This is a genomic window from Mycolicibacterium sp. CBM1 (assembly GCF_054073305.1).
The window spans coordinates 56,818-80,625 of sequence record NZ_JBSXPP010000012.1 but is presented as its reverse complement, the minus strand read 5'-3'; the positions used below and the strand labels follow the sequence as shown (position 1 = coordinate 80,625).

Below are 23,808 nucleotides of genomic sequence, written 5' to 3'. Positions count from 1 at the left end.
TTTTCCAGCGTCGCTGGTAATCGCCTACTCGTCGGCGGTCTCCCGGGCGGCGAGTGCGTCCTCGATGCGCTTGCGTGCACCGGCTAAGTGCTCCTCGCACCGTCGTGCCAGTTCCTCGCCTCGCTCCCACAGTTTCAGCGACGCGTCGAGATCGAGGCCGCCGTGTTCGAGCACGCGCACCACCTCGGTGAGTTCGTCGCGGCACTGTTCGTAGCCGAGCTTACTAATGGGCGTCGTCTCTGCATGGTCGGTCATGCGGCTCCATCCGTCGGGCCGGTACTGGTGGCGCCCACCGCGCCGTCGGCAACCCTGATCCGCAGCGCGGCCCCGGCGGGAGCATCGGCGGCTGAACGCAGGATGGCACCGTCCTGCATCGTCTGGACGACGGCATACCCTCGGGCCAGCGTGGCAGCCGGTCCGAGGGTGGCCAGCCGTGCGGCCAGGTGGCCGATCCGGTCCGATTCGGAGTTCACCATGCGGTTGATGTCGCGGCGCAGCGCGGTACGCGCTCGCTGGACCTCCTCGCCGCGCTGGGCGAGCCCACGCAGGGGATCGGCGAGGACCGGGCGGCTGCGCAGATGGTCCATGGCGCGCTGCTCACGGCCGACCCAGTTGCGCAGCGCCTGCGCGCTGCGGTGCCGCAGTTCACGCACCAGGCCCAACTCGGCCGCGGTATCGGGGACGACCTTCTTGGCGGCGTCGGTCGGCGTCGCCGCCCGAAGATCGGCCACCAGGTCGCACAACGGGTTGTCCGGTTCGTGGCCGACCGCGCTGACCACCGGCGTGGTGCACGCCGCGATGGCCCGGCACAGTGTCTCGTCGGAGAACGGCAGCAGGTCCTCTACGCTGCCGCCACCGCGGGCGATGATGATGACGTCGACGTCGGGATCGCGGTCCAACGCCGCCAAAGCTTCCACGATCTGGGCTACCGCGTTGACACCCTGGACTGCGGTGTTGCGGATAGCGAACCGGACCGCCGGCCAGCGCGCCGCGGCCACCGTCGTCACGTCGTGCTCGGCCGCGCTGGCCCGCCCGGTGATCAGCCCGACGGTCGAGGGTAGGAAGGGCAACGGCCGCTTCAGCCTGGCATCGAAGAGCCCCTCGGCCTCCAGCAATCGGCGCAGCCGCTCGATGCGGGCGAGCAGCTCACCGACGCCGACCGCGCGAATATCGCTGACCCGCAACGAGAACGAGCCGCGCACGGTGTAGAAGCTGGGCTTGCCGCAGACCACGACCTGGGTGCCCTCGGTGAGCTTGACCGGCGCCGCGGCGACCAGCTCCCTCGAGCAACTGATGTCCAGCGACATGTTGGCGGCCGGGTCGCGCAGCACCATGTAGGCGGTCGAGCTGCGCACGTTGATCTGGGTGAGCTGACCCTCCACCCACACGGTGCCGAGCTTGTCGATCCAGCCGGCTATTCGGATGGCCACCGCGCGGACCGGGTAGGGGTTCTCCGCGGAACTGCCCTGCGCGCTCACTTGGCTGACGCGCGGGTGATCCTGTTGGCCAGCAAGGTCTGGAACGGGGCGCGCGCTTTGGAGGCTTCCTCGTAGGCGAGCAGCGTCTCGAGATCGGCGACGCTCAGTGACTGCATTCGGGCCCGCAGCTGAGCCAGGGTCAGCGACTCGTAGTCGAGTTCCGCCGCGATGGCCGGCGCGGTGACGGTGGCCGTCGGCGCGGGTGTGGCGCTGGCCTCCGCGGGGGGCGCATCGCCACCATCGGTGACCGAGTAGAGCGCGAAGCGGCCCTCGGTGCGGCGCTCGCCGTCGCCACCTGGAATCACGGCACCGTCCTGGTTCCGGTCGATGTCGCGGCCTTCGGCGTCCTCGTCGAACGTCGCCCACTCCGGCTGCTCGTCCCTGGGCGGGAAGATGTTCTCCAGCGCGGAGTCGCCCTTGATCACCAGATCGGCCAGGTCCTGCTGGACCTTCATCACGATGTGCGCGACGGAGCTGACGACCGTCATCGGGTACATCAGGATGGTCTGCGGTAGCTTGCGGGTCTCCTCGATGGCGGTCACGGCGGCGCCGACCAGCAGACGAACCCCGTACGGTGCGGTTGCCATGTGGCACAGCCTACGGCTGGCCCGCCGAGTGCGCGGGAACGTACCCTGAAACCATGGCGCCAACTGTGAACATGGGGATACCCGGTGCGTCGAGCACGGCGACCGACCGTGCCCCCGGCAAGCGGGTGCTGTTGGCCGAGCCGCGTGGGTACTGCGCCGGGGTCGACCGCGCCGTGGAGACAGTGGAGCGGGCGCTGGAGAAGCACGGCGCCCCGGTGTACGTGCGCCACGAGATCGTCCACAATCGCTACGTCGTGGACACCCTGAGCAAAGCCGGGGCGGTGTTCGTCGAGCAGACCGACGAGGTGCCCGAGGGCGCCATCGTCGTGTTCTCCGCCCACGGCGTCGCGCCGACGGTCCACGAAGAGGCCGCCGCGCGCAATCTGCAGACCATCGACGCCACCTGCCCCCTGGTCACCAAGGTGCACAACGAAGCCAAACGGTTCGCCCGCGACGACTACGACATCCTGCTGGTCGGCCACGAGGGCCATGAAGAGGTCGTCGGCACCGCCGGTGAGGCACCTGAGCACGTTCAGGTCGTCGACAATCCGGACGCGGTGGACAAGGTGACCGTGCGGGACCCGAACAAGGTCATCTGGCTGTCGCAGACCACGCTGAGCGTCGACGAGACCATGGAGACCGTGCGGCGGTTGCGGGAGCGCTTCCCGACGCTGCAGGACCCGCCCAGTGACGACATCTGCTACGCCACCCAAAACCGGCAGAGCGCGGTCAAGGCCATGGCGCCGGAGTGCGACCTGGTGATCGTGGTCGGCTCACGCAACTCGTCGAACTCGGTGCGCCTGGTCGAGGTGGCGTTGAATGCGGGGGCGCGGGCCTCCCACCTGGTGGATTACGCCGAGGACATCGACCCGGCCTGGCTCGACGGGGTCACCACGGTCGGCGTCACCTCGGGTGCGTCGGTTCCCGAGGTGTTGGTCCGCGGGGTGCTGGAGCGGCTCGCCGAATCCGGCTACGACACCGTTCAGCCGGTGACGACCGCCAACGAGACGCTGGTGTTCGCCCTGCCGCGCGAGATCCGTCCGGCCCGTACCTGACTCGACCGGGCCACAGGTCAGCGGTCGTAGCGCCAGGACGGCTGGTCTTCTCGGCCTGGTCCGTCGCCCCGATACCGCACCCGCGACACCGGGTGGTGGCTGCTGTCCTCGTTGGGCGCAGGGGAGGACGGCCGGCGCCGCGGCGGCGGCTCGTAGGACGGATACGGCTCGTAGGGCGGGTACGGCTCGAACCGGCTGCCGTTGCGGGGCCGCGGGCCGTAGGGATCGCGGCGTTCCCGTGATTCACGCGGTTCCCGTGGCTCGCGGCGCGACGGAGGCGGCGTGCGGGACCCGGGATCGCGCGGTTGGCGGGGGCGGCGCCGGGGTTCGGCGTCGTCGCGCCCGGGCAGATCGGCGTCCGGGCGTCGGCGAGGTGGCTGACGGCGCGGACGATCCACCGGTGCCTCGGTGATGTCCTCCAGCGGTGGACGGGCATGACGGGACCGGGTGGGCGCAGGACGCTTGGCGGGACGGCCCGAGCGCGGCCGCTTCTCGGCGGTGGCCGGCCGGTCGATGCTGTGCTTGCGTTGGGGCTTCGCCTCGTCGAGGTCGACATCCGCGGGCTCGCCACGGTTGAACGCCGCGGTGACCTTGGCCGCCAGGCCGGCGAGCAGGCTGGGCCCGGCCGCGGCGTCGTCGTCGGCGGTAGGTGCGGTCACCGTGCGGGCCGACATCGCGAAGTACCAGCGCACCAAGCCGATCAGCAACACGCCCGCGGTGGTGAACAACATGAGCGGAAAGCGTTCGACCAAGGGATAGCCGCAGTTGATCAGAGTGTCTTTGACGCCGGTGAACTCCGCGCCGTGGAACAGGAAGTACGCACCGGGCACGGCGACGAACAGGATCAACGGCGGCTGGATGATGGCGGTGAACAGGCCGGACTGGCGCACGGCCAGAACCGCGACCACGCAGCCCAGCGCGTACATCGCGGAGAACACACCGCCGAGGTCCTTGCTGCCGGAGCCGGCCTCGAAGACGAAGCCAATTGTGGTGGCGATCACAGCAATCAGGACAGCCGCCCACCACGGCACACCGGCGAGGTTCGGGTGCGCGGAGCGATTCGCGGCCGTCACCGACGACCTGGCCCGCTGTGCTGACACACGTAGACCGTACCGTTTCCGGCGAGAACTGGACCGGCGGCGGGGCCGCGCGCCGGACGTGCCCGGCGCGCGTTCTCCTACACTGTGGACCCTGTGAGCCTCAGCCTCGGAATCGTCGGTCTGCCCAACGTCGGTAAATCGACCCTGTTCAATGCGTTGACCCGCAACAACGTGCTGGCGGCGAACTATCCGTTTGCCACGATCGAGCCGAACGAGGGCGTCGTCCCGCTGCCGGACCCGAGGCTGGACAAGCTCGCCGAGATCTTCGGCTCAGAGCGGACCCTGCCGGCGCCGGTGACGTTCGTCGACATCGCCGGCATCGTCAAGGGCGCCTCGGAAGGGGCGGGGCTGGGCAACAAGTTCCTGGCCAACATCCGCGAGTGTGACGCCATCTGTCAGGTGGTGCGGGTGTTCGCCGACGATGACGTGGTGCACGTCGACGGCAAGGTGGATCCCAAGTCCGACATCGAGGTCATCGAGACCGAGCTGATCCTGGCCGATCTGCAGACGCTGGAGAAGGCGATGCCGCGGCTGGAGAAGGAAGGCCGCACCAACAAGGACCGCAAGCCGGTCCACGAGGCGGCGGTGGCCGCCCAGGAGCTGCTCAACGGCGGGACGACGTTGTTCGCCAGCGGCAAGGACTGGTCGGTGCTGCGCGAGCTGAACCTGATGACCATCAAGCCTTTCCTGTACGTGTTCAACGCCGACGAGTCGGTGCTCACCGACGAAACCAAGCAGGCCGAGTTGCGTGCGCTGGTGGCCCCGGCCGACGCGGTGTTCCTGGACGCCAAGATCGAGTCGGAGCTGATCGAACTCGACGACGAGTCTGCGGCCGAGCTGCTTGAGTCGATCGGGCAGAGCGAGCGTGGCCTGGATGCCTTGGCGCGGGCCGGTTTCCACACCCTGAACCTGCAGACCTATCTGACGGCCGGCCCGAAAGAGGCGCGCGCTTGGACGATTCACCGCGGCGACACCGCCCCGAAGGCGGCCGGGGTGATCCACACCGACTTCGAGAAGGGCTTCATCAAGGCCGAGATCGTCTCCTTCGACGACCTCGTCGAGGCGGGGTCGATGGCGGCGGCCAAGGCCGCGGGCAAGGTGCGCATGGAGGGTAAGGACTACGTCATGGCCGACGGCGACGTGGTCGAGTTCCGGTTCAACGTGTAGCCAACGCTGCTCACGACAAACGGCCAAGCAAGGAGTCCGCCACGATGTCAGATCAGTTGCCGCCGTGCCCGGCGTGCGGCGAGGGGTTCACCTACGAGCAGGGGGCGCTCCTGGTGTGCCCGATGTGCGGTCACGAATGGTCGGCTGATGAGGTGTCCGACGTTGATTCTGTGGACGCCGGGGCCGCGATCACCGACTCGGTCGGCAACGTCCTCGCTGACGGGGACACTGTGATCGTCGCGACGACTGTAAAGGTCAAGGGCGGCGGTGGCGGGGTCATCAAAGCCGGCACGAAGGTCCGTGGCATCCGGCTCATCTCCGATGGCGTCGGAGATCACGACATCGACGCGAATGTCCCCGGTTTCGGTCGCATGCAGCTCAAGTCGAGCGTGGTCAAGAAGGTCGTCTGATCGCGTCGAGCGTGGGGGTTATGCGCGCGATCGGGCCTAAGGTCTGTACATAGGGCCCACAGTCGTGAGTGTGCACTCACGACTGGTCTCCATCCGCATCATCACCGCCGACGTCGGTCGTCTCGTCGACTTCTACGAGATGGTCACCGGGGCCGACGCCATCTGGGGCAACGATCTGTTCGCGGAGATCCCCACGCCAGCCGGCACGCTGGCCATCGGAAGCGACAAGACCGTGCCCTTGTTCGGCATGGGATCCGCCGAGCCGGCGGCCAACCGAAGCGCCATCACCGAGCCGACGACGATGCCGTGGGGCAACCGCGCACTGCTGTTCCGCGACCCGGGCGGCAACCTGGTGAACCTGTTCACGCCGGTCACCGAGGAAGCGCGGGCCAAGTTCGGGGTCGCTCAGTCGTAGACCACGTCCAATCCCCGCCGTGCGAGATCGGCCAGCGCCGCGCGCATCCGCGCCAGCTCGTCGGGGGAATGGCCAACCCAGTCGGTGATCTCCCCAACGACCCGCACCGGTTCGCGGGTTCGGAAGGAGCGTGTGGGATTGCCGGGCAGCCGCTTGTCGGTGACATTCGGATCGTCCTCGAGTGCACCGGTCGGCTCCACGATGTAGATCCGCCCACGCCCCTCGCCCACGGCCAGCTCCGCGCCCCAGGCGGCCGCGTCCACTGTCTGCGTGAAGTAGATGTGGTTGGCGCGGCGCTCCCGGTCATGGTTCATCCGGTGCCCGGGAGCCAACAGATCGCCTATCGCAAGGTCGGCCTTGGTTCCGTGGAGATACGCGCCGGATCCATGTGGCTCAAAGGGTTTCGGTGTTGTGGGCACGCTGTCCTCCGTCCCGTCGGTGCTCTGGTCGGATGAGTCTGCGCCGGCCCCCGGGCCTTGCCGCAAGCCCCGGTGTCTGCCATAGTCTGAGAAGGGAAGGGGCAGCGGGCTACTATCCGCGGATGCGCGAATCACTGTCGACCACGGTGCTCGTCGGCGGCATCGCCGTGGCCCTCGTGACGGCCGGATGTGCCGGATCCCCGTCCACTTCGCCGGAGAGCTCCGCGACCCAGGCGGCGGAGTCCACCACCGCGGTCCCCGTGCAGCAGGCATCTGCGTTCGGCACCCCGGTCGACATCGCCTCATCGAGCGGTACGGCGGCCTACACCGTGGACAACCTGCGCCCCGTGCCGGCCGCCGCCCAGATCATCCCGGCCAAGGGCGCGATGTTCGCCGTCGACGTGACCATCGTCGCCAAGGCCGGAACCATCGCCTACAACGGCTTCTACTTCGTGGCTCGTGGAGCCGACGGGTCCACCATCGCGCCGGCCGTCGGAGCGGTGCGCCCCGGCATCACCTCAGGGCAGCTCGCCCAAGGCCAGCAGATCGCCGGCCACGTCGCCTACGACGTGCCGCAGGGCCAGACCATCACCGCGATCGCATTCCGCGACCCGCACGGCAAGACGCTGGCCGTGTGGGCAGCGGACTGACCGAATCAGTCCGGGATCACCGCGATCTCGGCGCCCAGCCGATAGCCGGCGATCAGCGGCAGGGTATCGCCGCTCCAGAAGCGGCCGGGGTCGAACCAGTTCTCGTTCTTCTCGGTCTTCAGAAGGCCCATCTCCTCGTAGGTGATGGCCACCGTCTCGGCGCAGTAGGCCGTCTCCAGCCCACCCTCCCGCTGCGCCTGCTTTCGTCGCTCGGCGGATTCGCGAACCTTCTTGTGTACCAACGGGATACCGCGAGTCCAGTCGCTGACAGTGGGCAGCCGGCCTCGCAACCACCGCCCGGTCAGTCGGGCTGTCGACGGAAAGGAGGTGCCGTCCATCCGGGCGATCACCTTCAGCAGCTGGTCCTCCTGCTCACGGGTGGCGTGCGGGGTGAGCTGGCGCAGCCAACAGCGCTGCCCGTAGGTGCCCAGCCACTGCTCGACGGCCTCGCGGGCGTCATTGAGTTGCACGCCGCGATGGTTGGTGCCCGTCCACAGGTCGAGCAGCTTGTGGCCCAGCTCGGCATGCCACATCAGCGGCGGCAGGTCTTCGAGCGCCACCGTCATCCCGACGTGGTTGACCGGTGCGTTGGTCAGGGCCTGGATGGCGCGGTCCGGGCCGGAACCACCCCGGAACAGCCAGACGTCACCGGTGCGCGTTTCGTTCAGCGCCTGTGTCAGCGACACGGTGTGCTCGACCATCAGCGCAGCTTAGTGTGATGTCCCATGCGCAGTATCTGGAAGTGGATCGGGCTGGCCGGTGCGGCAGGCGTCGTCGCCGGTGGCGTGCTGGTGGCCCGGGATGAGCGGCGGCGCAGGGCCTATACCCCTGACGAGATCCGCGCCCGGCTGCACCAGCGCCACGACGAGGTGTCAGCCGCCCAGCTAGCCACCGACAGCTAGTTGGTATGGGCGGCCGTCGGCGTTGAGTTGGGGGTTGCGGGCCGGGGCCTCACTCACCCATGTTCGTGGGTTACCGAGTGGTGAGGCCCTGCTTACCTCATCGAGGCCGGTGGTGGCAGCGCGTGGATAGTCGAAACGCCTTCCTGCGGTCGCCAATCCGCGTCTATCAGTCTGACCGCGCGTCGCCAACGACACGCTCACCGGCCGGGAGGGTGTTGACGGTCGGGTCAGTTGGTCGACGTGAGAGCGCAGAGGCGATGCTTGGTCTCGCTGAGCACGGTCTGCTGCCGGTCGATCCGAACGGAGATCTTGTCTACTTCCGCCCGAAGGTCTGGGCACATCTCCAGCGTGACGCCGTGATGTCCCGCCCTGACGCAGTCGATGTACTGACGGATGATTCCCGTTCCGAGGCCTGCGTCGATCATTGTCTTGATCTGTAGCACCCGCACAATGTCGGACTCGGCATAGTGCCGGTAGCCGTTGGCATCTCGTTGCGCGACCAGTAACTCACGATCTTCGTAGTGGCGCAGCGCCCGAGCCGAGACCCCTGTCCGGGCAGCCAACTCGCCGATCAGCACGTTCACTCCTTTGAACTTGACCTTCACCCTAGCGTCAACGCTTATCGTCCAGCCCCGTGACGTTGACAACTTCAAGACGAGCCGCGATCTTCCACGGATACCGCGCAACACCGGAAGATCACTGGTTCGGATGGCTCGCTAGACAGCTGAACCACGCAGGAATACCCGCGCAGATCCCTGCCTTGCCAGATCCCGCGGCTCCGCGTCGGGACAGCTGGCGCGAGGCGGTCTCGGCTGCACTCGGAGTGCCGCGGCGTGAGTCCGTTGTGATCGCGCACAGCCTCGGTTGTCTCGCCGTGCTCAGCCATCTTGCTTCGCTAGACGGGCCGTGGTCGCTCGGGACCCTCGTGCTCGTCTCGGGTTTCGTCGACAGGCTGCCCGCGCTACCCGTCCTCAACAACTTCATCGGCGATGGTGTGGACTTGTCGGGGATACGGGATCGTGTCGGGTCCCTCACGATTTTGCGGTCTGACGATGACCCGTATGTCCCGGTCGGACATACGGATCGTCTCGCCCAGCTCCTGCAAACGTCGGCGGTCGTTGTTCCCGGAGCGGGCCACTTTCTAGCGACCGACGGAATCACATCGCTGCCCCCTGCGCTTGAGGCAATCACGCGATGCTCGGGTGCTCGACCGGAGTGATCGCAAGGTGACCCATCGCAACGCACCTCTTAGGCGTCGAAGGACGCCGACACCGTAACGCCAACCCACCGGGCACAACCGCGCCCGCTCGACCCGACCCTTTCCTCATCGACGGCATGCGTAACCACCGAACACGCGTGCACGTCCAAACCGGCACTCGTACCACCCCGAAACTCACCGGAGGCCTTCTGCGTGCAACTGTGGCCCTACCGGAGCCTAGGCAGCCACGGCGAAGAGGCGATGCGTACCGGCGAACCCCTTGAGCTCGACCTCCCGGCCCGCGTCGAAAGCCTGACCGTTGCCCAGCGCAGTGCGCACCGGCTCGCTGACCAGGATCTCGCCGCCGTCGGCCTGAGCGGCGACGCGGGCCGCCATCGCCACGTTGCGGCCGAACACGTCATCGCCGCGCAGCACCGACTTGCCCATATGGATGCCGATCCGCACACGAATACTGTTGTGTCGTATTCGCTTCGCGTCGCGAGCCAGTGCGCGCTGAATCGCCCTGGCGCACTCCACCGCCGCGCCGGGGTCGGCGAAGGCCACCATGAATCCGTCGCCCTGGCTCTTGACGACATGCCCGCCGTGCATCCTGACCAGGCTCCGCACCAGCCGGTCGTGACTGCCGATGAGCTTGACCCAGGCGCGGTCACCGATGCGCTCGTTGAGCGCCGTGGACTCCTCGATGTCGGAGAACATCACCACCAGGTTGCCGTCCGGAGCCAGCCGCGCCAGGTCGGGACGTTCCACGTCGGCCCAGTCGGCGAGATCCTCGATCGAGGACCGCACCGCCCCGCCGAAGCCATGCATGCGCACCAGGTTGGCGGTCTGCCAGACGGTCTTGACCGCCTCGCGACCGCCCGTCCACAGCATGTTGCGGGTCTCTAGACGTGCACGAAGATCCTCGGCTTCGCCGCGGCTGGCCTGCAGCCGCGACCGAAGCACCAGCAGCACCACCGCCTCGGCGATAGCCACTAGGGCCAGCGCCGCGATCGCGATCGTCCAACCCACCCCTGCACCGCCCTCGCGTCGGGAATCTTGAAGTTATGATGCCTCTTTATTACGAGAGCAGGTTCATTCGCGCCAACCATTCCGACCGCGCCCAGGCGATATGGCTGCGCTGGATGCTGCTGACCGGGCCTACGAACCCTTCACCTGGTCGTTCGGCGGTCGCGTCGGCTACAACTCGACCCTGGCGGACCGTCGAATCACGTTGTCCGGCAAACGGGTTCAATACCGAATTGCGGGCATCGCAGCGGGCGATGTTCGAGATCCTCGCCAATCGGCCCCAGGGCACCGTGCCGCTGCTGGTGTAGCAGACTGGTTGCATGGCTATTCTCGCCGTCGGCAGCCTCGAACCGTCATTGGAGATGGAGCTGGCCGGCCGCTACCCGCTTCTCCGCGAGCCTGGGGCGGAGGTCACCGTCTGCGGCGGGCGGCCCGGCGTGGATGCCGCGCTGCGCCCGTCGGACAACGTGGTGCTGCTGCCGCACATGGGCAGCGCCACCGCCCGAACCTGCGACGCAATGGCCCGGCTGGCCGGTTGGTCACGCCGGTGACCTAGCCAAGGCAGCCAGCGCTGAACGGACGACCAACGAAGGAGGCCCGCATGACCACAGCCAGCACGCCCGCCCGCAGCACCCACACCGTGTCCCTGAACGACGGTGAGATCGTCGAGGAGAACGACTTCGGGTCGATGCGCCGGGTTACCGTCGATAACCTGCCCGTCCTGAAGAACCTGTCGATCAAGCGGGTGTTGCTCAACCCCGGCTCCATGCGGACCCCGCACTGGCATGCCAACGCCAACGAGCTGACCTACTGCGTCTCGGGCACCGCGCTGGTGTCGGTGCTCGACGACCACAGCCGCTTCGCGAATTTCATTGTGACCGCGGGCCAGATGTTCCACGTCGACTCCGGTTCGCTGCACCACATCGAGAACATCGGCACCGACGTCGCCGAGTTCATCATCGCGTTCCGCAACGAACGGCCCGAAGACTTCGGACTCGGTGCGACGTTCGGCGCCTTCAGCGATGCCGTGCTCGGCAACACCTACGATTTACCGTCCTCGGACTTCGCCAAGATTCACCGCGACACCACCGACCGCAAGCTGGCCAAGCGGATCGGCGATCCGGTGGTGCCCGAGGCCGCCCACTTCAACGACCCGCACAAGTTTGACGTCGAGGCGTCAGCCCCGGGGCTCAACTACGTCAGTGGCAGCGCGCGTTTCGCCCGCGACCAGTTCTGGCCGGCCTTGAAGGACATGTCGATGTATTCGCTGCGGGTGTCCGAAGACGGTATGCGCGAACCACATTGGCATCCGGTCACCGGTGAGATGGGCTACGTCAAGCACGGCGACGCCAGGATGACCGTGATGAATCCCGATGGGACGCTGGACACCTGGACGATGACAAGCGGCGACATGTACTTCATTCCGGCGGCCTATCCGCACCACATCGAGAACATCGGCACCGAGGACTGGCATTTCCTCATCTTCTTCGACCAGCCGTTCCCGGCGGACATCGGCTACCGGGCCTCGGCGAGCGCCTACAGCCGCGAAGTGCTGGCCGCCGCATTCAACACCCACATCGGCGACCTACCGGACTTTCCGTTCACCCCCGCCGATCCGCTGGTGGTCAGCCGGGTGAACCCGGTCGACTGAGCCGTGGGCGCCCGGTCACACCGGCGTCCCATCGAGCCCTGGCGCGTCGCGCGATGATCACCGTCGCCGCGATCAAGAGTCCGGTGACCGACAGCGAGATCGCCGTGTTCACGCCCTTGGCGACATCGACGGACACCGTGAAGATCAGGTACAGGCTGACGATCGTTCCCAACAGCAGGCCGACTCCCCACACGGCGGACAGGACGACGTGCACCCGGTGTTTGAAGGCGGCCTCGCCCGGCTGCAAGGATCCGTCGTCGGGCCGGACCCGATTCGCGACGACCTGCGTCAACGGGGTGCGCAGAAAGCAGCTGCCGAGAAATATCAGCGCGCCGATGCCGCCGACTAGGGTGTCGCCGGCCATCAGCATGCGAGCATCCGACGTGGCCAGGCCAACGGCCAGGCTGAGTCCGAAGTTCAGCATCAGGTAGCCGGCGAAGGGGTCGAGCCTGCGCGCCCGGACGGCGTCGTGGCAGACCTTGATCCCGGCCAGCACCGTGGCCGCAAGCAGCGCGATGTATTCCGAGACACCAAGGGCGCGAAGGCCGTAGTAGGCAATCAGCGGTGGTGCGATGTCGAGTAGGACGCCGCGAACGAATGGATGAAGCGAGCGCTCACCGGTCATCCGACAGACGGTAGCCAACCAACCTTGGAGGGAACTCTTGGCGGCTGGCGAGCCGCGGGCCCGCACTCAGCCGGTGACGAAGGCGACGACGGCTTCGCTGAAGGCGTCGTTGTCATCACCGGCGGCGGTGTGGCCGGCGTCGGACAGTTCGACGAACTCCGCCCGCGGCACCTTGGCCAGGAAGTCCTCGACACCTTGCGCACTGACGACGTCGGAGAGCTTGCCGCGGATCAGCAGGATCGGAATGGTCAGGTTCGTCGCGGACCGCTCGAGCCGCTCGACGTGGACGAACGGATCGTCGGTGGGAGTGAGGAACGCCGGATCCCAATGCCAGAACCAGCGTCCGTCGCGGTGGCGGAGATTCTTCTTCAGACCGTCCAGATTCTTCGGACGCTGGCGGTGCGGCAGGTAGGAGGAGATGGCGTCGGCGGCCTGCTCTAGGGTGTCGAAGCCGTGTACGTGGCTGAACATGAAGTCGCGGATCCGGTCGGTGCCCTGGGGCTCGACGCGCGGTACGACGTCGACGAGCACCAGCTTGGTCACCTTCTGCGAGCCGGCCAGTTCGGCGACCGCGATGCCGGTCAGCCCACCCATGCTGGCCCCGATCAGCACGACGGGGCGCCCGATCTGCTCGATCACCCGCAGCACATCCTGGGCCAGCGCGTCGACGGTGTACTCGGCGTTGGGCGCGCGATCGCTGTCGCCGTGCCCACGGGCGTCGATCGCGATGACGTGGAATCCGGCATCGGCGAGTACCTGACCGGTGTTCTTCCACGAGAGTCGGTTCTGTCCGCCGCCGTGCAGCATCAGGATGGTGGGCCGGTCGCCGACCGACTCCGGCGTCCACTCGTCGGCCACCAGCGTCAGGTCTTTCTCGCCGCGGAACTCCACGGTGTGCGAACCGCTGTTCGTGCTGCTCACGGGCATCCTCTCGGCCGAACCTGGTAGGGACGTTACCCAAGCGGTCTACGCGACGGTTTTCGGCACCCCACCCCGCTGTTGGTGCCGCTGTCCTATCGGGACGGGGCCCGAGCGGCTGCGGCGACCCGGGCGGTGGTCGGTATGCGGCGAATCGTCGTCGCGGAGCTGGAGGCCGCCGCCGCCAACCCGTGACGACCCTCACAGCCGCTACCGGTACCCTTTCGCCGGAGTGCCGGTGATCCGGCCCAGTAGTACGCAGAGGAGAAATATGGCCGACGAGCCCGCCGTGCCCGACGACGAGGCCGAGGCAACCACCGCAGCCGAGACGGGTGACGCCGTCGAAGCGACCGACACCGCAGAAGCGACCGAAAGCGCCGAAGACTTCACCGAAAGCGACGCGGAGGCGACGACGCCGAAGACCGGGCTCTCGCACGTCCGGCTTGCGCTGATGGTCGGGCTGGTCGTGGTCGTCGCTCTCGGCGCGCTCACCGGCTGGTTGGGCTACCGCGCGTGGGAGGTCAGGAAGGCCGACCAACTCGACGCGCTCTTCGTCGGTGTCGGGCGCCAAGGTGCCATCAACCTCACCACCATCGACTTCGAGCACGCCGACGCCGACGTGGCACGCATCCTGGACTCCGCGACCGACCAGTTCTACGACGACTTCGCCAAGCGGTCCCAACCTTTCATCGACGTCGTCAAGCAGGCACAGTCCAAATCGGTGGGCACCGTCACCGAGGCGGGCCTCGAATCGGTCACCGGCGATGAGGGCCAGGTATTGGTCGCCGTCACCGTCCAAACGTCCAATCGTGGTGCGCAGGAACAACAACCGCGGTCATGGCGGATGCGCCTGACGGTCAAGAAGACCGGCGACGAAGAAGCCAAGGTCTCGAAAGTGGAGTTCGTACCGTGACGACTGACGACAAATCCGAGCCTGTCGAGGAAGAGACCACCGCGGTCGAACTCACCGACAGCGACACCCCGGCCGACAGCGACACCCCGGACGCACCGGACGCACCGGACGCACCGGCGGATCCGGTGGACAAACCGGGCTTCAGTCTGGCCCGTGTGGTGGCTTTCGGGCTGCTGCCGATCCTGGCGCTGCTCCTTGGCGCCGGTGCCGGGTTCCTGAAGTGGCAGGACTCGTCGCGCCGCGACGCCGACACCGCCCGCACCCAGTCCGTGCAGGCCGCCAAGGACTCGACCGTCGCCCTGCTGAGCTACAAGCCGGACACTGTCGAAAAGGATCTCGGTGCCGCACGGGGTCGGCTCACCGGAAGCTTCCTGGACGCCTACACCCAACTGGTCAACAACGTCGTCATCCCCGGCGCCAAGGAGAAGAAGATCTCCGCCGTCGCCCAGGTGCCCGCCGCCGCGTCGGTGTCGGCCAAGCCCGACCACGCCGTGGTGCTGTTGTTCGTCGACCAGACTGTCGTCGTCGGAACCGGCGCGCCGAGCAGTACCGCCTCCAGCGTCCGGGTGACCCTGGAGAAGGTCGGCGACCGCTGGCTGATCTCGGGGTTCGATCCGATCTAGGTGGGGGAGGGGAACGCGGTGACCGAGCCACGCTGGATTGACGTCTCAGCGCCGGCGGTCCAGCTGCGCGCACTCACCTGGGGACCTGCCGACGGCCCGATCGCGTTGTGCCTGCACGGCTTTCCCGATACCGCATGGGGATTCCGCAAGCTCGCCCCGCTGCTGGTGGCGGCGGGTTATCGGGTCGTCGCCCCATTCATGCGCGGTTACGTGCCCTCGTCGGTTCCCACCGACGGCAGCTACCACATCGGTGCGCTGATGGACGACGCTCTGCAGGTGCGCGCCGCCAGCGATCCCACCGACTCCGACGTCGTGATCGGCCACGACTGGGGTGCGATCGCGGCCACCGGCCTGGCCGCGATGCCAGACAGCCCGTTCGCCAAGGCGGTCGTCATGTCGGTGCCGCCGTCGGCGGCACTGCGCCCGAACGGCCCGGTGCCCAATCGCGGCCGGCTGCTGCGCCTGCTGCCCGCGCAGGTGCTGCGCAGCTGGTACATCAGCTACTTTCAATTGCCGGTCCTGCCGGAGCGGTCGCCGTCATGGATCGTTCCGCTGCTGTGGCGGCGCTGGTCGCCGGGTTACGACGCCACCGAGGACCTGCGCCACGTCGACGCCGCGATCGGATCGCCGGACCGCTGGCGTGCGGCGCTGGGCCCGTACCGGGCGACCATCCGCAACACCCGCCCGCCGGCCCGCTACGCCGAATTGCACCGCTGGTGGACCGAAGCGCCACAGTTGCCCACCCTCTATCTGCACGGCAACGACGACGGTTGTATGACACCGGAATTCACGCCCTGGGTCTGCGACGTGCTGCCGCCGGGAAGCGACGTGGCGATTGTCGAGCACGCCGGGCACTTCCTGCAGCTCGAGCAGCCCGAGGCGGTTGGTCGGCGGATCGTGGACTTCCTCGGGGCTAGGTCCTAGGAGTGTGGCTCTAGGAGTCCTGGGAGTCCTGGGAGTCCTGGGACAATGGCAGCCATGCCCGCCAGCAGGAGAATGACAGCCGTCGACGCGCAGATGGCGTGGCTGTCGGCCGTGATCCCCAACGACCAGTTCCTGCTGTACGCCTTCGCCGGCTCGCCGGTGGACACCGACGCCGCTGTCGACGAACTGCGGCGCCGCGCCGAGGTGTGCGACGAGCTGCGCCTGCGAATCGTCGATGACGGCCGGTGGCGGTACCCGCGCTGGCAGCACGGTCCGGTGGGCCCGGACCTGTTCTCCGTTCATCACGGCGGTCTGGACTGGCAGGGCTGCCTGGACACCGTGACCCGGCTTGCCGCCAACCAGCTCGACCTGCATCGAATGAGTTGGCGTGCACACGTTTTCCCACATGTTCGCGATATTCCCGGTGTGGCTGGCGCCGGCTCGGTGGTGGTGGTGCAGCTCGGGCATGCCCTCGGCGACGGCACCCGGTCGGCGGCGCTGGCCGGTGCACTGCTGGGCCGCGAGCAGCCGGTGGCGGTCCCCGCCACCCCTAAGCGCGGGTTCCTGCCCGCGCGGGCCGTCGCCGCCACCCGCGCGCACCGGATGCTGACGCGAGACATCGCGGCGGGCCGGATCGCGCCGCCGGTCCCGGGGAGCCGGGTGCTCAGCATCAACCGCCGGCCCCTGGCGACGCCGGCGCTGCGCACCCTGGTGTTGGACCGGGAGTGCCTGGGCGGCCCGACGGTGACGGTCGCGGCGCTGGTGGCGATCGCCGAAGCACTGGCCGGCTACCTCACTCGCCGCGGTGAGGACCCCTCGGCGCTACGTGCCGAGGTTCCGATGGCCGGTGCGCCAAATCCGGTTACCCACAACAATTTCCGCAATGTTGGCATCGGCCTGCACCCGGAGGCCGGCCGGGTCCGGCGCGCGGAGCTGATCGCCGCCGAGCTGGCCGCACAGCGCCGTCGCGGCCAACACCCGGCGACGCTCACCTCGGCGGCCGCCTTCGGCGCGGTGCCGGCACCGCTGCTGCGATGGGGTGTGCGGCAGTTCGATCCCGACATCCGCTCCGAGACCGTCACCGGTAACACCGTCGTCTCCAGCGTCAACCGCGGAGCGGGCGACCTGTCCTTCGGCGACTGCCCGGTGGTGCTCACCGCCGGCTATCCGGCGCTATCGCCGATGATGAGCCTGACCCACGGCGTGCACGGTATCGGCGATGTCGTCGCAATCAGCGTGCATGCCGATTCGGCGAATATCGACGTCGATGACTATGTGGCCAGGTTGCGGGCCGTTCTCCAGCCCTGAAAAGGGTGTTGCGGCAATGCCGCGGTAACGCGGGTCAGAAACGTTCCCGCAGCGGACGGTCGTCGGGGTCGGCGCGATAGATCCCGCGGTCGATCAGCCGGGGAACCACCTCGTCGATGAACTCGCGGATGGACCATGCACCAGCCGCGAACATCAGGTTGAAGCCGCCGACGTAGCCGTCGGCGTGCCAGGCCGCGAAGTCCTCGACGATGTCGTCGTAGGAGCCCACGAACTTGCGGTGTGTGGCCCCGCCGCGTCCGACGGCCTGAGCGACGACGTCACGAACTGTCGCCCCGGGATGCTCCTGGATCCACGAGTACAGGCTGACGTAGTTTCCGAACGTGCTCGAGATGGTCGCCTCGACGTCCTCGGGGCGCGGCAGGGCGGCGAACGGGAACGGGTCGTCGATGTCGTCGTAGGGAATGTCGAACCCGAACTGCCCCAACGCAAACGGGGCAACCTGTTCCCACTGCACATAGTTGTCCAGATCGCGCACCATGTCCTCGGCTTCCTCCGTGGTACGCGCGAGGTACGGGATGAGGCCGGGTATCGCCGGAACCGATCCGGGACGGCGGCCCGCGTCGGCGAGTGCCGTGTCCAGAGTTTCGCGGTAGGCCGCCGCACTGTCACGGGTAGAGGCGTTGGTGAAGACCATGTCGGCGTACTTTGCCGCAATGCCGATTCCGGCGGCGGAGCTACCCGCTTGGGCGATCAGTGGCCGGCCCTGCCGGCTCGGTGCGACGTTGAGAGGTCCGGTGACGTGAAACAGGTTGCCGCGGTGATCGATTGGTTTGGCATAGAAACGGGTCAGCCCGTCGGGATCGCGGCGTAGCTCCCGGTTGTCCCACAGCGCTCGCAGCACGGTGAGGAACTCGTCGGCCCGCTCGTAGCGAGTTTCGCGATCCAGATGCTGGTCCAGGCTGTAGTTCAGCGCGAACTTGTCGATCACCGACGTCACCGCATTGTATCCGGCGCGACCGTCCGATGCCTGGTCCAGCGACGCCAGCAGCCTGGCCAGGTTGTAGGGGTCGTAGAACGTCGTCGATGCGGTGGCGATGAGTCCCACGTGCTGGGTGTGCTGGGCGATGGCGGTCAGTGCGGTGATGGGTTCGGCGGGCCCGCCGTCGAAAGCGGGTGAGCTCTGCATCCCGGGGATGTCACCGATGAACAGCGCGGTGAAAAGGCCCTCATCCCCGAATCGCCCGTATTCCACGAGGCGTTCGAACGCGCCGCGTTCGGCGATACCGCGAGCCTGTTCGTAGCCGCGCGCACCCTGGTGCAGGTTGATGTCGTTGGCTACCAGGTTCAAATGCAGGTACCGGTGATTCGCCATCAGGATCTCCGTGTTGTGGCGCGTCTTCAGCGCATGGTGGCGTACAGGGCGTCGGTCATCGCCTCGATGGCGGCGTCGTGGTCCAGTGGCCAGCCCTCGACCAGCCACAGGTGCATGAACGAGTCGACCATCGTGTACATCATCGCGATGGCTAGGCGCAGTTGAGTTTCCGTGGCGTCTGCCATGACGTCGCGGCGAATCCAGTCCTCGACATCGGCTTCCATCGTGTCGCGATGGGCGGCAGCGAAATCCGGATCGGCTGCGCGGGCCTGATGCAAGACCTTGTACAGATCGGGTGCCGCAGTGTAGAAGACCACCAGTTTCTCGAAGAACGCCCGAATCGACGGCCGCCCGGATTCACCCCCGCGCGGAGCGTCCTCCATGGACCACACCTGCATCCGGGTGTCGCGAATCTCCCGCAGGACCGCCGCCTTGCTGTCGAAGTGGAGATAGAACGTCGCCCGGCCGATACCCGCCCGCTTGGCGATGTCGTCGATCGTCACCGCGACGTAGCCGCGCTCGGCGAACACCTCCAGCGCGGCCGCCAGAATGTGCTCACGGGTGAGGAGCCGATGCCGATCGCGCATCGTCAGCTTGGTCGGGGTCTGCGTCATCTACGTGAAGATAACCCCGTCAAGGTGACCCGTGCTGCGCCACTTGTCCAGCATCTCGAAGAACTCCACCGGCTTGCCGCCGTAGTTGGTCGACAGCATGCCGTGCGGGTTGTCGCGGTCGCCCTCCGAACTGAGGTAGCTCGGCGTGCACTCGGCGTAGAAAGCCTTGGGGATCTCCGAAGCCTCCTCCATCGCGGCCAGCCACTGGTCCTCGGCCTCCCGGGTGGCCTCGATGGTGGCCGCACCCTTCTGGGCCCATTGGGTGACCAGGTAGGCGAAATGCCGGGCGCGCTCTTCGGCGGTATGGGTGTAGTTGGGCGACACCCCAGACTGGGTGTAGCCGAGGAAGAAGCAGTTCGGAAAGCCGTGGGTCTGCAACCCGTGCAGGGTGCGCATGCCCTTGGCCCACTTATCACTCAGCCGCACTCCGTCTCGGCCCACGATCTCGAATCCGAGCCGCCGGGTGTAGGAGGTGCCCACTTCGAAGCCGGTGGCGAAGACCAGGGCGTCGAGCTCGTAGTGCACCCCATCGACGACGACGCCGGTTTCGGTGAAGGCCTCCACGCCGCGACCGTCGGAATCGACGAGTTCGACGTTGTCGCGGTTGAACGTCGGCAGGTACTCGTCGTGGAAGCCGGTGCGCTTGCAGTTGAGCCGGTACCAGGGTTTGAGCGATTCGGCGGTCTTGGGGTCGCTGACTACGTCGTCGATGCGTGCCCGCAGCCGCTCCATCACGTTCCAGTCGACTTCGTAGAGGAACTCGGCGACCTCTTCGGGTGTCATCTCCCGACCGCGGCGCGCGTTCTCCCGGAGGACGGCAGGGTCACCTAATGTCAACGCATTGCGCGTCCAGCCGTCGTCGACGAGATCGTCGACCGGCTCGAGGCCGGCGGTCACCCGGGTGAAGTTCTCCATCCGCTCGCGCTGCCAGCCCGGCTGCAGGCCGGCCGCCCACTGCGGATCGGTGGGACGATTGCCACGTTCGCCGACGGTGCTCGGGGTGCGCTGGAAGACGTAGAGCTGCTTGGCCCAGCGCCCCAGGTGCGGTACGCACTGCAGACTGGTGGCACCAGTTCCGATGATCCCGACCCGCTTGTCGGCCAGGCGGGTCAGCCCGCCGGTTTCGTCGCCGCCGGTGTAGTCGTAGTCCCACCGGCTGGTGTGGAAGGTGTGCCCACCGAACTCGTTGATACCGGGGATGCCGGGCAGTTTGGGCCGGGTCAGCGACCCGGGTGACACCGCGACCAGCGTGGCGGTGAACTCGTCGCCGCGGTCGGTGGACACCCGCCACAGGGAGGCGTCCTCGTCCCAGGTCATACCGGTAACCGTGGTCTGCAGCAGGGCGTTGCGGTACAGCCCGAAGTGGCGGGCGATGTTCTGCAGGTGGGTGCGGATCTCCGCACCGTGCGCGTACCGCTCGGTCGGTATGTAGCCGACCTCTTCGAGCAGCGGCAGGTAGATGTAGGACTCGATGTCGCACTGAATGCCCGGATAGCGATTCCAGTACCAGGTGCCGCCGAAATCACCCGCGGTGTCGACGATCCGGATGTCGTCGATGCCGGACTCTTGCAGCCGCACCGCGGCGATCAGGCTGCCGAGACCGCCGCCGATGATCAGCACTTCGACGTGGTCGCTGACGGGGTCGCGTTCGACCCGCTCGACGTAGGGGTCATCGGCGTAGTGGGAGAAGTCGGCGGTGACCTCGACGAACTGCCCGACTCCCTCGGGGCGGATGCGCTTGTCGCGTTCGAGGTCGTACTTGGCGCGGACCCACGCCGGGTCGTACTGCGCGGGTTTGGGCCCTAGGTTCTCGGCCATCTCGCTACGCTCCTGGTCGTGTCATCTCGCTAGACGCTGTGTCTTGTCAATAGGCACTCTGTCGGTGTCGAGGCATAGCGTATGCAATCGCGGCGGTATTGCGAAAGGTGCAGGCGCAAAAAATGTCGGGGCCTCTTCTCGCGTGGCGCCGAGGATGTGGGAGATGCCGCGCCGGCCAGCGCCGATCTCGGCTGGTCACTTGCACAGCATCGGCGACGATGCTCTAGGTTTACCTCCGTGACTGCCTACGACATCGGACTGCTGATCTTGCGACTCGTGCTCGGCCTGACGATGGCCGCCCACGGCTATAACAAGTTCTTCGGGGGCGGCCGGATTAAGGGCACCGCCGGCTGGTTCGACAGCATCGGCATGAAGCCGGGTACCTTCCATGCCCGGGTGGCGGCGACCACCGAGGTGGCTGCCGGGCTGGGGCTGGCGGCCGGATTGCTCACCCCTGTGCCGGCCGCCGGGTTCGTGGCGCTGATGCTGGTCGCGGCCTGGACTGTGCACCGGCACAACGGTTTTTTCATCGTCAAGGAGGGCTGGGAGTACAACCTGGTGCTGGCGGCCTCGGCCGTGGCGATCGCCGCGACGGGCGCCGGACGGCTGAGTCTGGACTACGCCCTGTTCTCCGGCACTGGTATCTACAGCTTGCTGCACGGGTGGTGTGGATTGCTCATCGCGGTAGTCCTCGGCCTCGGCGGTGGCATCGGACAGCTGGCGATCTTCTACCGCCCGCCCGCCAAGGCCTGAGGGCCTGACTTCTCCAGCGCGAGCAGACGCGAAGTTATTCGACACGCCGGGCTAAGCGGTAACTTTGCGTCTGCTCGCGGGGCAGAGCCCGGGCAAAGCGCTCCGGCAAGACTGGAACACGTTCTAGTCTTGCCGCCATGGGATTTCTGAAGCAAGAAACGCCCGTCATCGACTTCGAGACGTGGAGCAAGGGCACGCGCGCGGAGAAGATCAAGCCGATGGCCCGGCACTGGGCCGAAGTCGGGTTCGGAACCCCGGTGGCCCTGCACCTGTTCTACGTCGTCAAGATCCTGCTCTACGTCTTCGTCGGCGCGCTGTTCGGGTTGGCCACCAAGGGAATCGACGGGCTGACCAACATCGGGTCATGGTGGTCGGAGCCGATCGTCTATGAGAAGGCCGTGCTCTACACGATGCTGTTCGAGGTCGTCGGACTCGGCTGTGGCTTCGGACCGTTGAACAATCGCTTCTGGCCGCCGATGGGCTCGATCCTGTACTGGTTGCGTCCCAACACGATCCGGCTGCCGCCGTGGCCGAACCGGGTGCCCCTGACCAAGGGCGACAGCCGTGGGCCCGTCGACGTACTGCTCTATGGGGCGCTGATCGTCATACTGGTCGTCGCGCTGTTCTCGGACGGCACCGGGCCGATCCCGGAACTGGGCACCACTGTCGGGTTGCTGCCCACCTGGCAGATCGCGACGGTCGTGGCGCTGCTCGCACTGGCCGGGCTGCGCGACAAGGTGATTTTCCTGGCCGCCCGCGGCGAGGTGTACGGCGCCTTCGCGGTTGCGTTCCTGTTCGCCGGAGCCGACATCATCGTGGCCGCCAAACTCGTCTGCATGGCGATCTGGATCGGCGCGGCGATTTCCAAGCTGACCCGGCACTTCCCGTTCGTCATCTCCACGATGATGTCCAACAGCCCGGTGGTGCGGCCGCGGTTCCTCAAGCGGATGTTCTTCAAGAAGTTCCCCGACGATCTTCGGCCTGGGCCGATGTCGCACGCCCTGGCCCACATCAGCACCGCCATCGAGATGCTGATTCCGTTGGCGCTGTTCTTCTCCCACGGCGGGTGGCCGACGACGATCGCGGCCATCGTCATGGTGTGCTTCCACCTGGGCATCCTGTCGGCGATCCCGATGGGGGTGCCGCTGGAGTGGAACGTCTTCATGATCTTCTCGGTGCTGTCGCTGTTCGTCGCGCACGCCCAGATCGGAATCGCCGACCTCGCCACACCGTGGCCGATCGTGTTGTTCCTGGCGCTGGCGACGACCGTGTTCCTGGGCAATGTGATGCCGCGCAAGGTGTCCTTCCTGCCCGGGATGCGCTACTACGCGGGCAACTGGGACACCACGCTGTGGTGTGTGAAGCCCTCGGCCGAGGCCAAGATCGAGAAGAACCTGGTGACGATCGCCAACATGCCGGCCGCCCAGCTCGAGAAGTTCTACGGCAGCAAGGAAGCCGCGCAGATCCCGATCTTCATGGGGTATGCCTTCCGCGCCTTCAACACCCACGGCAAAGCGTTGTTCACGTTGGCGCATCGCGCGATGGCTGGACAGAACGAGGACGACTACTCCATCACCGATGGCGAGCGCATCTGCAGCATGGCGATCGGCTGGAACTTCGGCGACGGGCACATGCACAACGAACAGCTGATCGAGGCCATGCAGAAGCGCTGCGGATTCGAACCCGGCGAGGTCCGGGTGGTCCTGCTCGACGGCCAGCCCATCCACCAGCAGCGCCAGGAGTACCGGCTGGTCGACGCTGCCACCGGTCAGTTCGAGACGGGGTATGTCGCCGTCGCGGACATGGTGACCCGTCAGCCCTGGGACGACACCCTGCCGGTGCACGTCACCAGCGGTCGATAGGCGACTGACCGAACGGTTGGTTGACCCCGCTGCGTGGCGGCGCGAGGTCCGGTGCTAAG

General features: G+C 67.2%; 27 protein-coding genes and 1 pseudogene. 15 read left to right on the top strand and 13 right to left on the bottom strand.

The features are described from left to right. Window positions 1-24: 24 nt before the first annotated feature. From ACXDF8_RS16910 to ACXDF8_RS16900, 3 genes are read right to left on the bottom strand one after another with little or no spacing between them, the layout of a single operon-like run. A complete protein-coding gene (locus ACXDF8_RS16910) occupies window positions 25-255 on the bottom strand; it encodes an exodeoxyribonuclease VII small subunit (RefSeq protein WP_457224431.1) in 231 nt (76 codons plus the stop codon). Beyond that, the gene (gene xseA / locus ACXDF8_RS16905) at window positions 252-1,478 is read right to left on the bottom strand and encodes an exodeoxyribonuclease VII large subunit (protein ID WP_457224430.1); all 1,227 of its coding nucleotides are present in this window, start codon (window positions 1,476-1,478) and stop codon (window positions 252-254) included. The genes ACXDF8_RS16910 and xseA overlap by 4 nt, the downstream gene beginning before the upstream one ends. After that, complete coding sequence (locus ACXDF8_RS16900) at window positions 1,475-2,065, bottom strand: lipid droplet-associated protein (RefSeq protein ID WP_457224429.1); 591 nt, start codon at window positions 2,063-2,065, stop codon at window positions 1,475-1,477. The genes xseA and ACXDF8_RS16900 overlap by 4 nt, the downstream gene beginning before the upstream one ends. A 53-nt stretch (window positions 2,066-2,118) precedes the next feature. Here ACXDF8_RS16900 and ACXDF8_RS16895 point away from each other — a divergent pair, with 53 nt between their 5' ends. Beyond that, window positions 2,119-3,120, top strand: coding sequence for a 4-hydroxy-3-methylbut-2-enyl diphosphate reductase (locus ACXDF8_RS16895; RefSeq protein WP_457224428.1), 1,002 nt, complete (start codon window positions 2,119-2,121; stop codon window positions 3,118-3,120). 17 nt (window positions 3,121-3,137) lie between these two features. Here the strand turns inward: ACXDF8_RS16895 and ACXDF8_RS16890 are convergent, their stop codons facing one another. After that, complete coding sequence (locus tag ACXDF8_RS16890) at window positions 3,138-4,220, bottom strand: DUF6542 domain-containing protein (protein ID WP_457224427.1); 1,083 nt, start codon at window positions 4,218-4,220, stop codon at window positions 3,138-3,140. A gap of 93 nt (window positions 4,221-4,313) precedes the next feature. Between ACXDF8_RS16890 and ychF the strand changes: the two genes are divergently transcribed. The 3 genes from ychF to ACXDF8_RS16875 all read left to right on the top strand — a co-directional run bounded on the left by ychF (window position 4,314) and on the right by ACXDF8_RS16875 (window position 6,212). After that, window positions 4,314-5,387, top strand: coding sequence for a redox-regulated ATPase YchF (gene ychF / locus ACXDF8_RS16885; protein WP_457224426.1), 1,074 nt, complete (start codon window positions 4,314-4,316; stop codon window positions 5,385-5,387). 44 nt (window positions 5,388-5,431) lie between these two features. Further along, complete coding sequence (locus ACXDF8_RS16880; RefSeq protein ID WP_457224425.1) at window positions 5,432-5,797, top strand: zinc ribbon domain-containing protein YjdM; 366 nt, start codon at window positions 5,432-5,434, stop codon at window positions 5,795-5,797. Window positions 5,798-5,867: 70 nt separating this feature from the next. Continuing rightward, window positions 5,868-6,212: a VOC family protein gene (locus tag ACXDF8_RS16875; protein ID WP_457224424.1), complete on the top strand. Its 345-nt coding sequence runs from the start codon at window positions 5,868-5,870 to the stop codon at window positions 6,210-6,212. Here ACXDF8_RS16875 and arr read toward each other — a convergent pair. Beyond that, window positions 6,203-6,631 (bottom strand): NAD(+)--rifampin ADP-ribosyltransferase, encoded by a 429-nt coding sequence (gene arr, locus ACXDF8_RS16870; RefSeq protein ID WP_457224423.1) that lies wholly within the window; start codon window positions 6,629-6,631, stop codon window positions 6,203-6,205. The genes ACXDF8_RS16875 and arr overlap by 10 nt on opposite strands. A gap of 122 nt (window positions 6,632-6,753) precedes the next feature. On the opposite strand from arr, the gene ACXDF8_RS16865 reads away from it, so the two are divergent. After that, on the top strand, window positions 6,754-7,281 hold the full coding sequence (locus tag ACXDF8_RS16865) for a DUF1942 domain-containing protein (RefSeq protein WP_457224422.1): 528 nt from the start codon (window positions 6,754-6,756) through the stop codon (window positions 7,279-7,281). A 5-nt stretch (window positions 7,282-7,286) separates the two neighbouring features. On the opposite strand, the gene ACXDF8_RS16860 is transcribed toward ACXDF8_RS16865, so the two are convergent. Further along, window positions 7,287-7,982 (bottom strand): guanylate cyclase, encoded by a 696-nt coding sequence (locus tag ACXDF8_RS16860; RefSeq protein WP_457224421.1) that lies wholly within the window; start codon window positions 7,980-7,982, stop codon window positions 7,287-7,289. A 24-nt stretch (window positions 7,983-8,006) separates the two neighbouring features. Here ACXDF8_RS16860 and ACXDF8_RS16855 point away from each other — a divergent pair, with 24 nt between their 5' ends. Continuing rightward, window positions 8,007-8,183, top strand: coding sequence for a hypothetical protein (locus ACXDF8_RS16855; protein WP_457224420.1), 177 nt, complete (start codon window positions 8,007-8,009; stop codon window positions 8,181-8,183). A gap of 227 nt (window positions 8,184-8,410) precedes the next feature. Here the strand turns inward: ACXDF8_RS16855 and ACXDF8_RS16850 are convergent, their stop codons facing one another. Continuing rightward, window positions 8,411-8,761, bottom strand: coding sequence for a MerR family transcriptional regulator (locus ACXDF8_RS16850; protein WP_457224419.1), 351 nt, complete (start codon window positions 8,759-8,761; stop codon window positions 8,411-8,413). Window positions 8,762-8,817: 56 nt separating this feature from the next. Here ACXDF8_RS16850 and ACXDF8_RS16845 point away from each other — a divergent pair, with 56 nt between their 5' ends. Next, complete coding sequence (locus ACXDF8_RS16845; RefSeq protein WP_457224418.1) at window positions 8,818-9,402, top strand: RBBP9/YdeN family alpha/beta hydrolase; 585 nt, start codon at window positions 8,818-8,820, stop codon at window positions 9,400-9,402. A 216-nt stretch (window positions 9,403-9,618) separates the two neighbouring features. Here ACXDF8_RS16845 and ACXDF8_RS16840 read toward each other — a convergent pair whose 3' ends face one another. Next, entirely contained in the window at window positions 9,619-10,410 is a 792-nt protein-coding gene (locus tag ACXDF8_RS16840; protein WP_457224417.1) for an adenylate/guanylate cyclase domain-containing protein, read from the bottom strand. A 398-nt stretch (window positions 10,411-10,808) separates the two neighbouring features. Here ACXDF8_RS16840 and ACXDF8_RS16835 point away from each other — a divergent pair. Together ACXDF8_RS16835 and ACXDF8_RS16830 are read left to right on the top strand one after the other, a co-directional pair. Next, window positions 10,809-10,940: pseudogene (locus ACXDF8_RS16835) on the top strand (2-hydroxyacid dehydrogenase); the annotation flags it as partial. A gap of 68 nt (window positions 10,941-11,008) precedes the next feature. Beyond that, window positions 11,009-12,058, top strand: coding sequence for a cupin domain-containing protein (locus ACXDF8_RS16830; RefSeq protein ID WP_457224416.1), 1,050 nt, complete (start codon window positions 11,009-11,011; stop codon window positions 12,056-12,058). On the opposite strand, the gene ACXDF8_RS16825 is transcribed toward ACXDF8_RS16830, so the two are convergent. Continuing rightward, complete coding sequence (locus ACXDF8_RS16825; protein ID WP_457224415.1) at window positions 12,033-12,683, bottom strand: VC0807 family protein; 651 nt, start codon at window positions 12,681-12,683, stop codon at window positions 12,033-12,035. The genes ACXDF8_RS16830 and ACXDF8_RS16825 overlap by 26 nt on opposite strands. Before the next feature lie 66 nt (window positions 12,684-12,749). Next, complete coding sequence (locus ACXDF8_RS16820; RefSeq protein WP_457224414.1) at window positions 12,750-13,604, bottom strand: alpha/beta fold hydrolase; 855 nt, start codon at window positions 13,602-13,604, stop codon at window positions 12,750-12,752. A gap of 268 nt (window positions 13,605-13,872) precedes the next feature. Here ACXDF8_RS16820 and ACXDF8_RS16815 point away from each other — a divergent pair, with 268 nt between their 5' ends. Genes ACXDF8_RS16815 through ACXDF8_RS16800 form a run of 4 tightly spaced genes read left to right on the top strand, consistent with a single transcriptional unit; the run spans window position 13,873 to window position 17,369 of the window. Then, window positions 13,873-14,514: an Rv1363c family protein gene (locus ACXDF8_RS16815; RefSeq protein ID WP_457224413.1), complete on the top strand. Its 642-nt coding sequence runs from the start codon at window positions 13,873-13,875 to the stop codon at window positions 14,512-14,514. Beyond that, a complete protein-coding gene (locus ACXDF8_RS16810; RefSeq protein WP_457224412.1) occupies window positions 14,511-15,137 on the top strand; it encodes a hypothetical protein in 627 nt (208 codons plus the stop codon). Before ACXDF8_RS16815 ends, ACXDF8_RS16810 begins: the two co-directional genes overlap by 4 nt. 18 nt (window positions 15,138-15,155) lie before the next feature. Next, entirely contained in the window at window positions 15,156-16,061 is a 906-nt protein-coding gene (locus ACXDF8_RS16805) for an alpha/beta fold hydrolase (RefSeq protein ID WP_457224411.1), read from the top strand. Window positions 16,062-16,115: 54 nt separating this feature from the next. Beyond that, entirely contained in the window at window positions 16,116-17,369 is a 1,254-nt protein-coding gene (locus ACXDF8_RS16800) for a DUF1298 domain-containing protein (RefSeq protein ID WP_457224410.1), read from the top strand. A gap of 34 nt (window positions 17,370-17,403) precedes the next feature. Here the strand turns inward: ACXDF8_RS16800 and ACXDF8_RS16795 are convergent, their stop codons facing one another. From ACXDF8_RS16795 to ACXDF8_RS16785, 3 genes are read right to left on the bottom strand one after another with little or no spacing between them, the layout of a single operon-like run. Next, window positions 17,404-18,702 carry an NtaA/DmoA family FMN-dependent monooxygenase gene (locus tag ACXDF8_RS16795; protein ID WP_457224409.1) on the bottom strand — a complete coding sequence of 433 codons (1,299 nt, stop codon included), beginning with the start codon at window positions 18,700-18,702 and terminating at the stop codon, window positions 17,404-17,406. A gap of 26 nt (window positions 18,703-18,728) precedes the next feature. Continuing rightward, the gene (locus ACXDF8_RS16790) at window positions 18,729-19,316 is read right to left on the bottom strand and encodes a TetR/AcrR family transcriptional regulator (protein ID WP_457224408.1); all 588 of its coding nucleotides are present in this window, start codon (window positions 19,314-19,316) and stop codon (window positions 18,729-18,731) included. Beyond that, window positions 19,317-21,134 carry a flavin-containing monooxygenase gene (locus ACXDF8_RS16785; RefSeq protein WP_457224407.1) on the bottom strand — a complete coding sequence of 606 codons (1,818 nt, stop codon included), beginning with the start codon at window positions 21,132-21,134 and terminating at the stop codon, window positions 19,317-19,319. 237 nt (window positions 21,135-21,371) lie between these two features. Between ACXDF8_RS16785 and ACXDF8_RS16780 the strand changes: the two genes are divergently transcribed. Beyond that, a complete protein-coding gene (locus tag ACXDF8_RS16780) occupies window positions 21,372-21,887 on the top strand; it encodes a DoxX family protein (RefSeq protein WP_457224406.1) in 516 nt (171 codons plus the stop codon). A gap of 137 nt (window positions 21,888-22,024) precedes the next feature. Next, window positions 22,025-23,749 (top strand): DUF3556 domain-containing protein, encoded by a 1,725-nt coding sequence (locus ACXDF8_RS16775; protein ID WP_457224405.1) that lies wholly within the window; start codon window positions 22,025-22,027, stop codon window positions 23,747-23,749. Window positions 23,750-23,808: the final 59 nt, after the last annotated feature.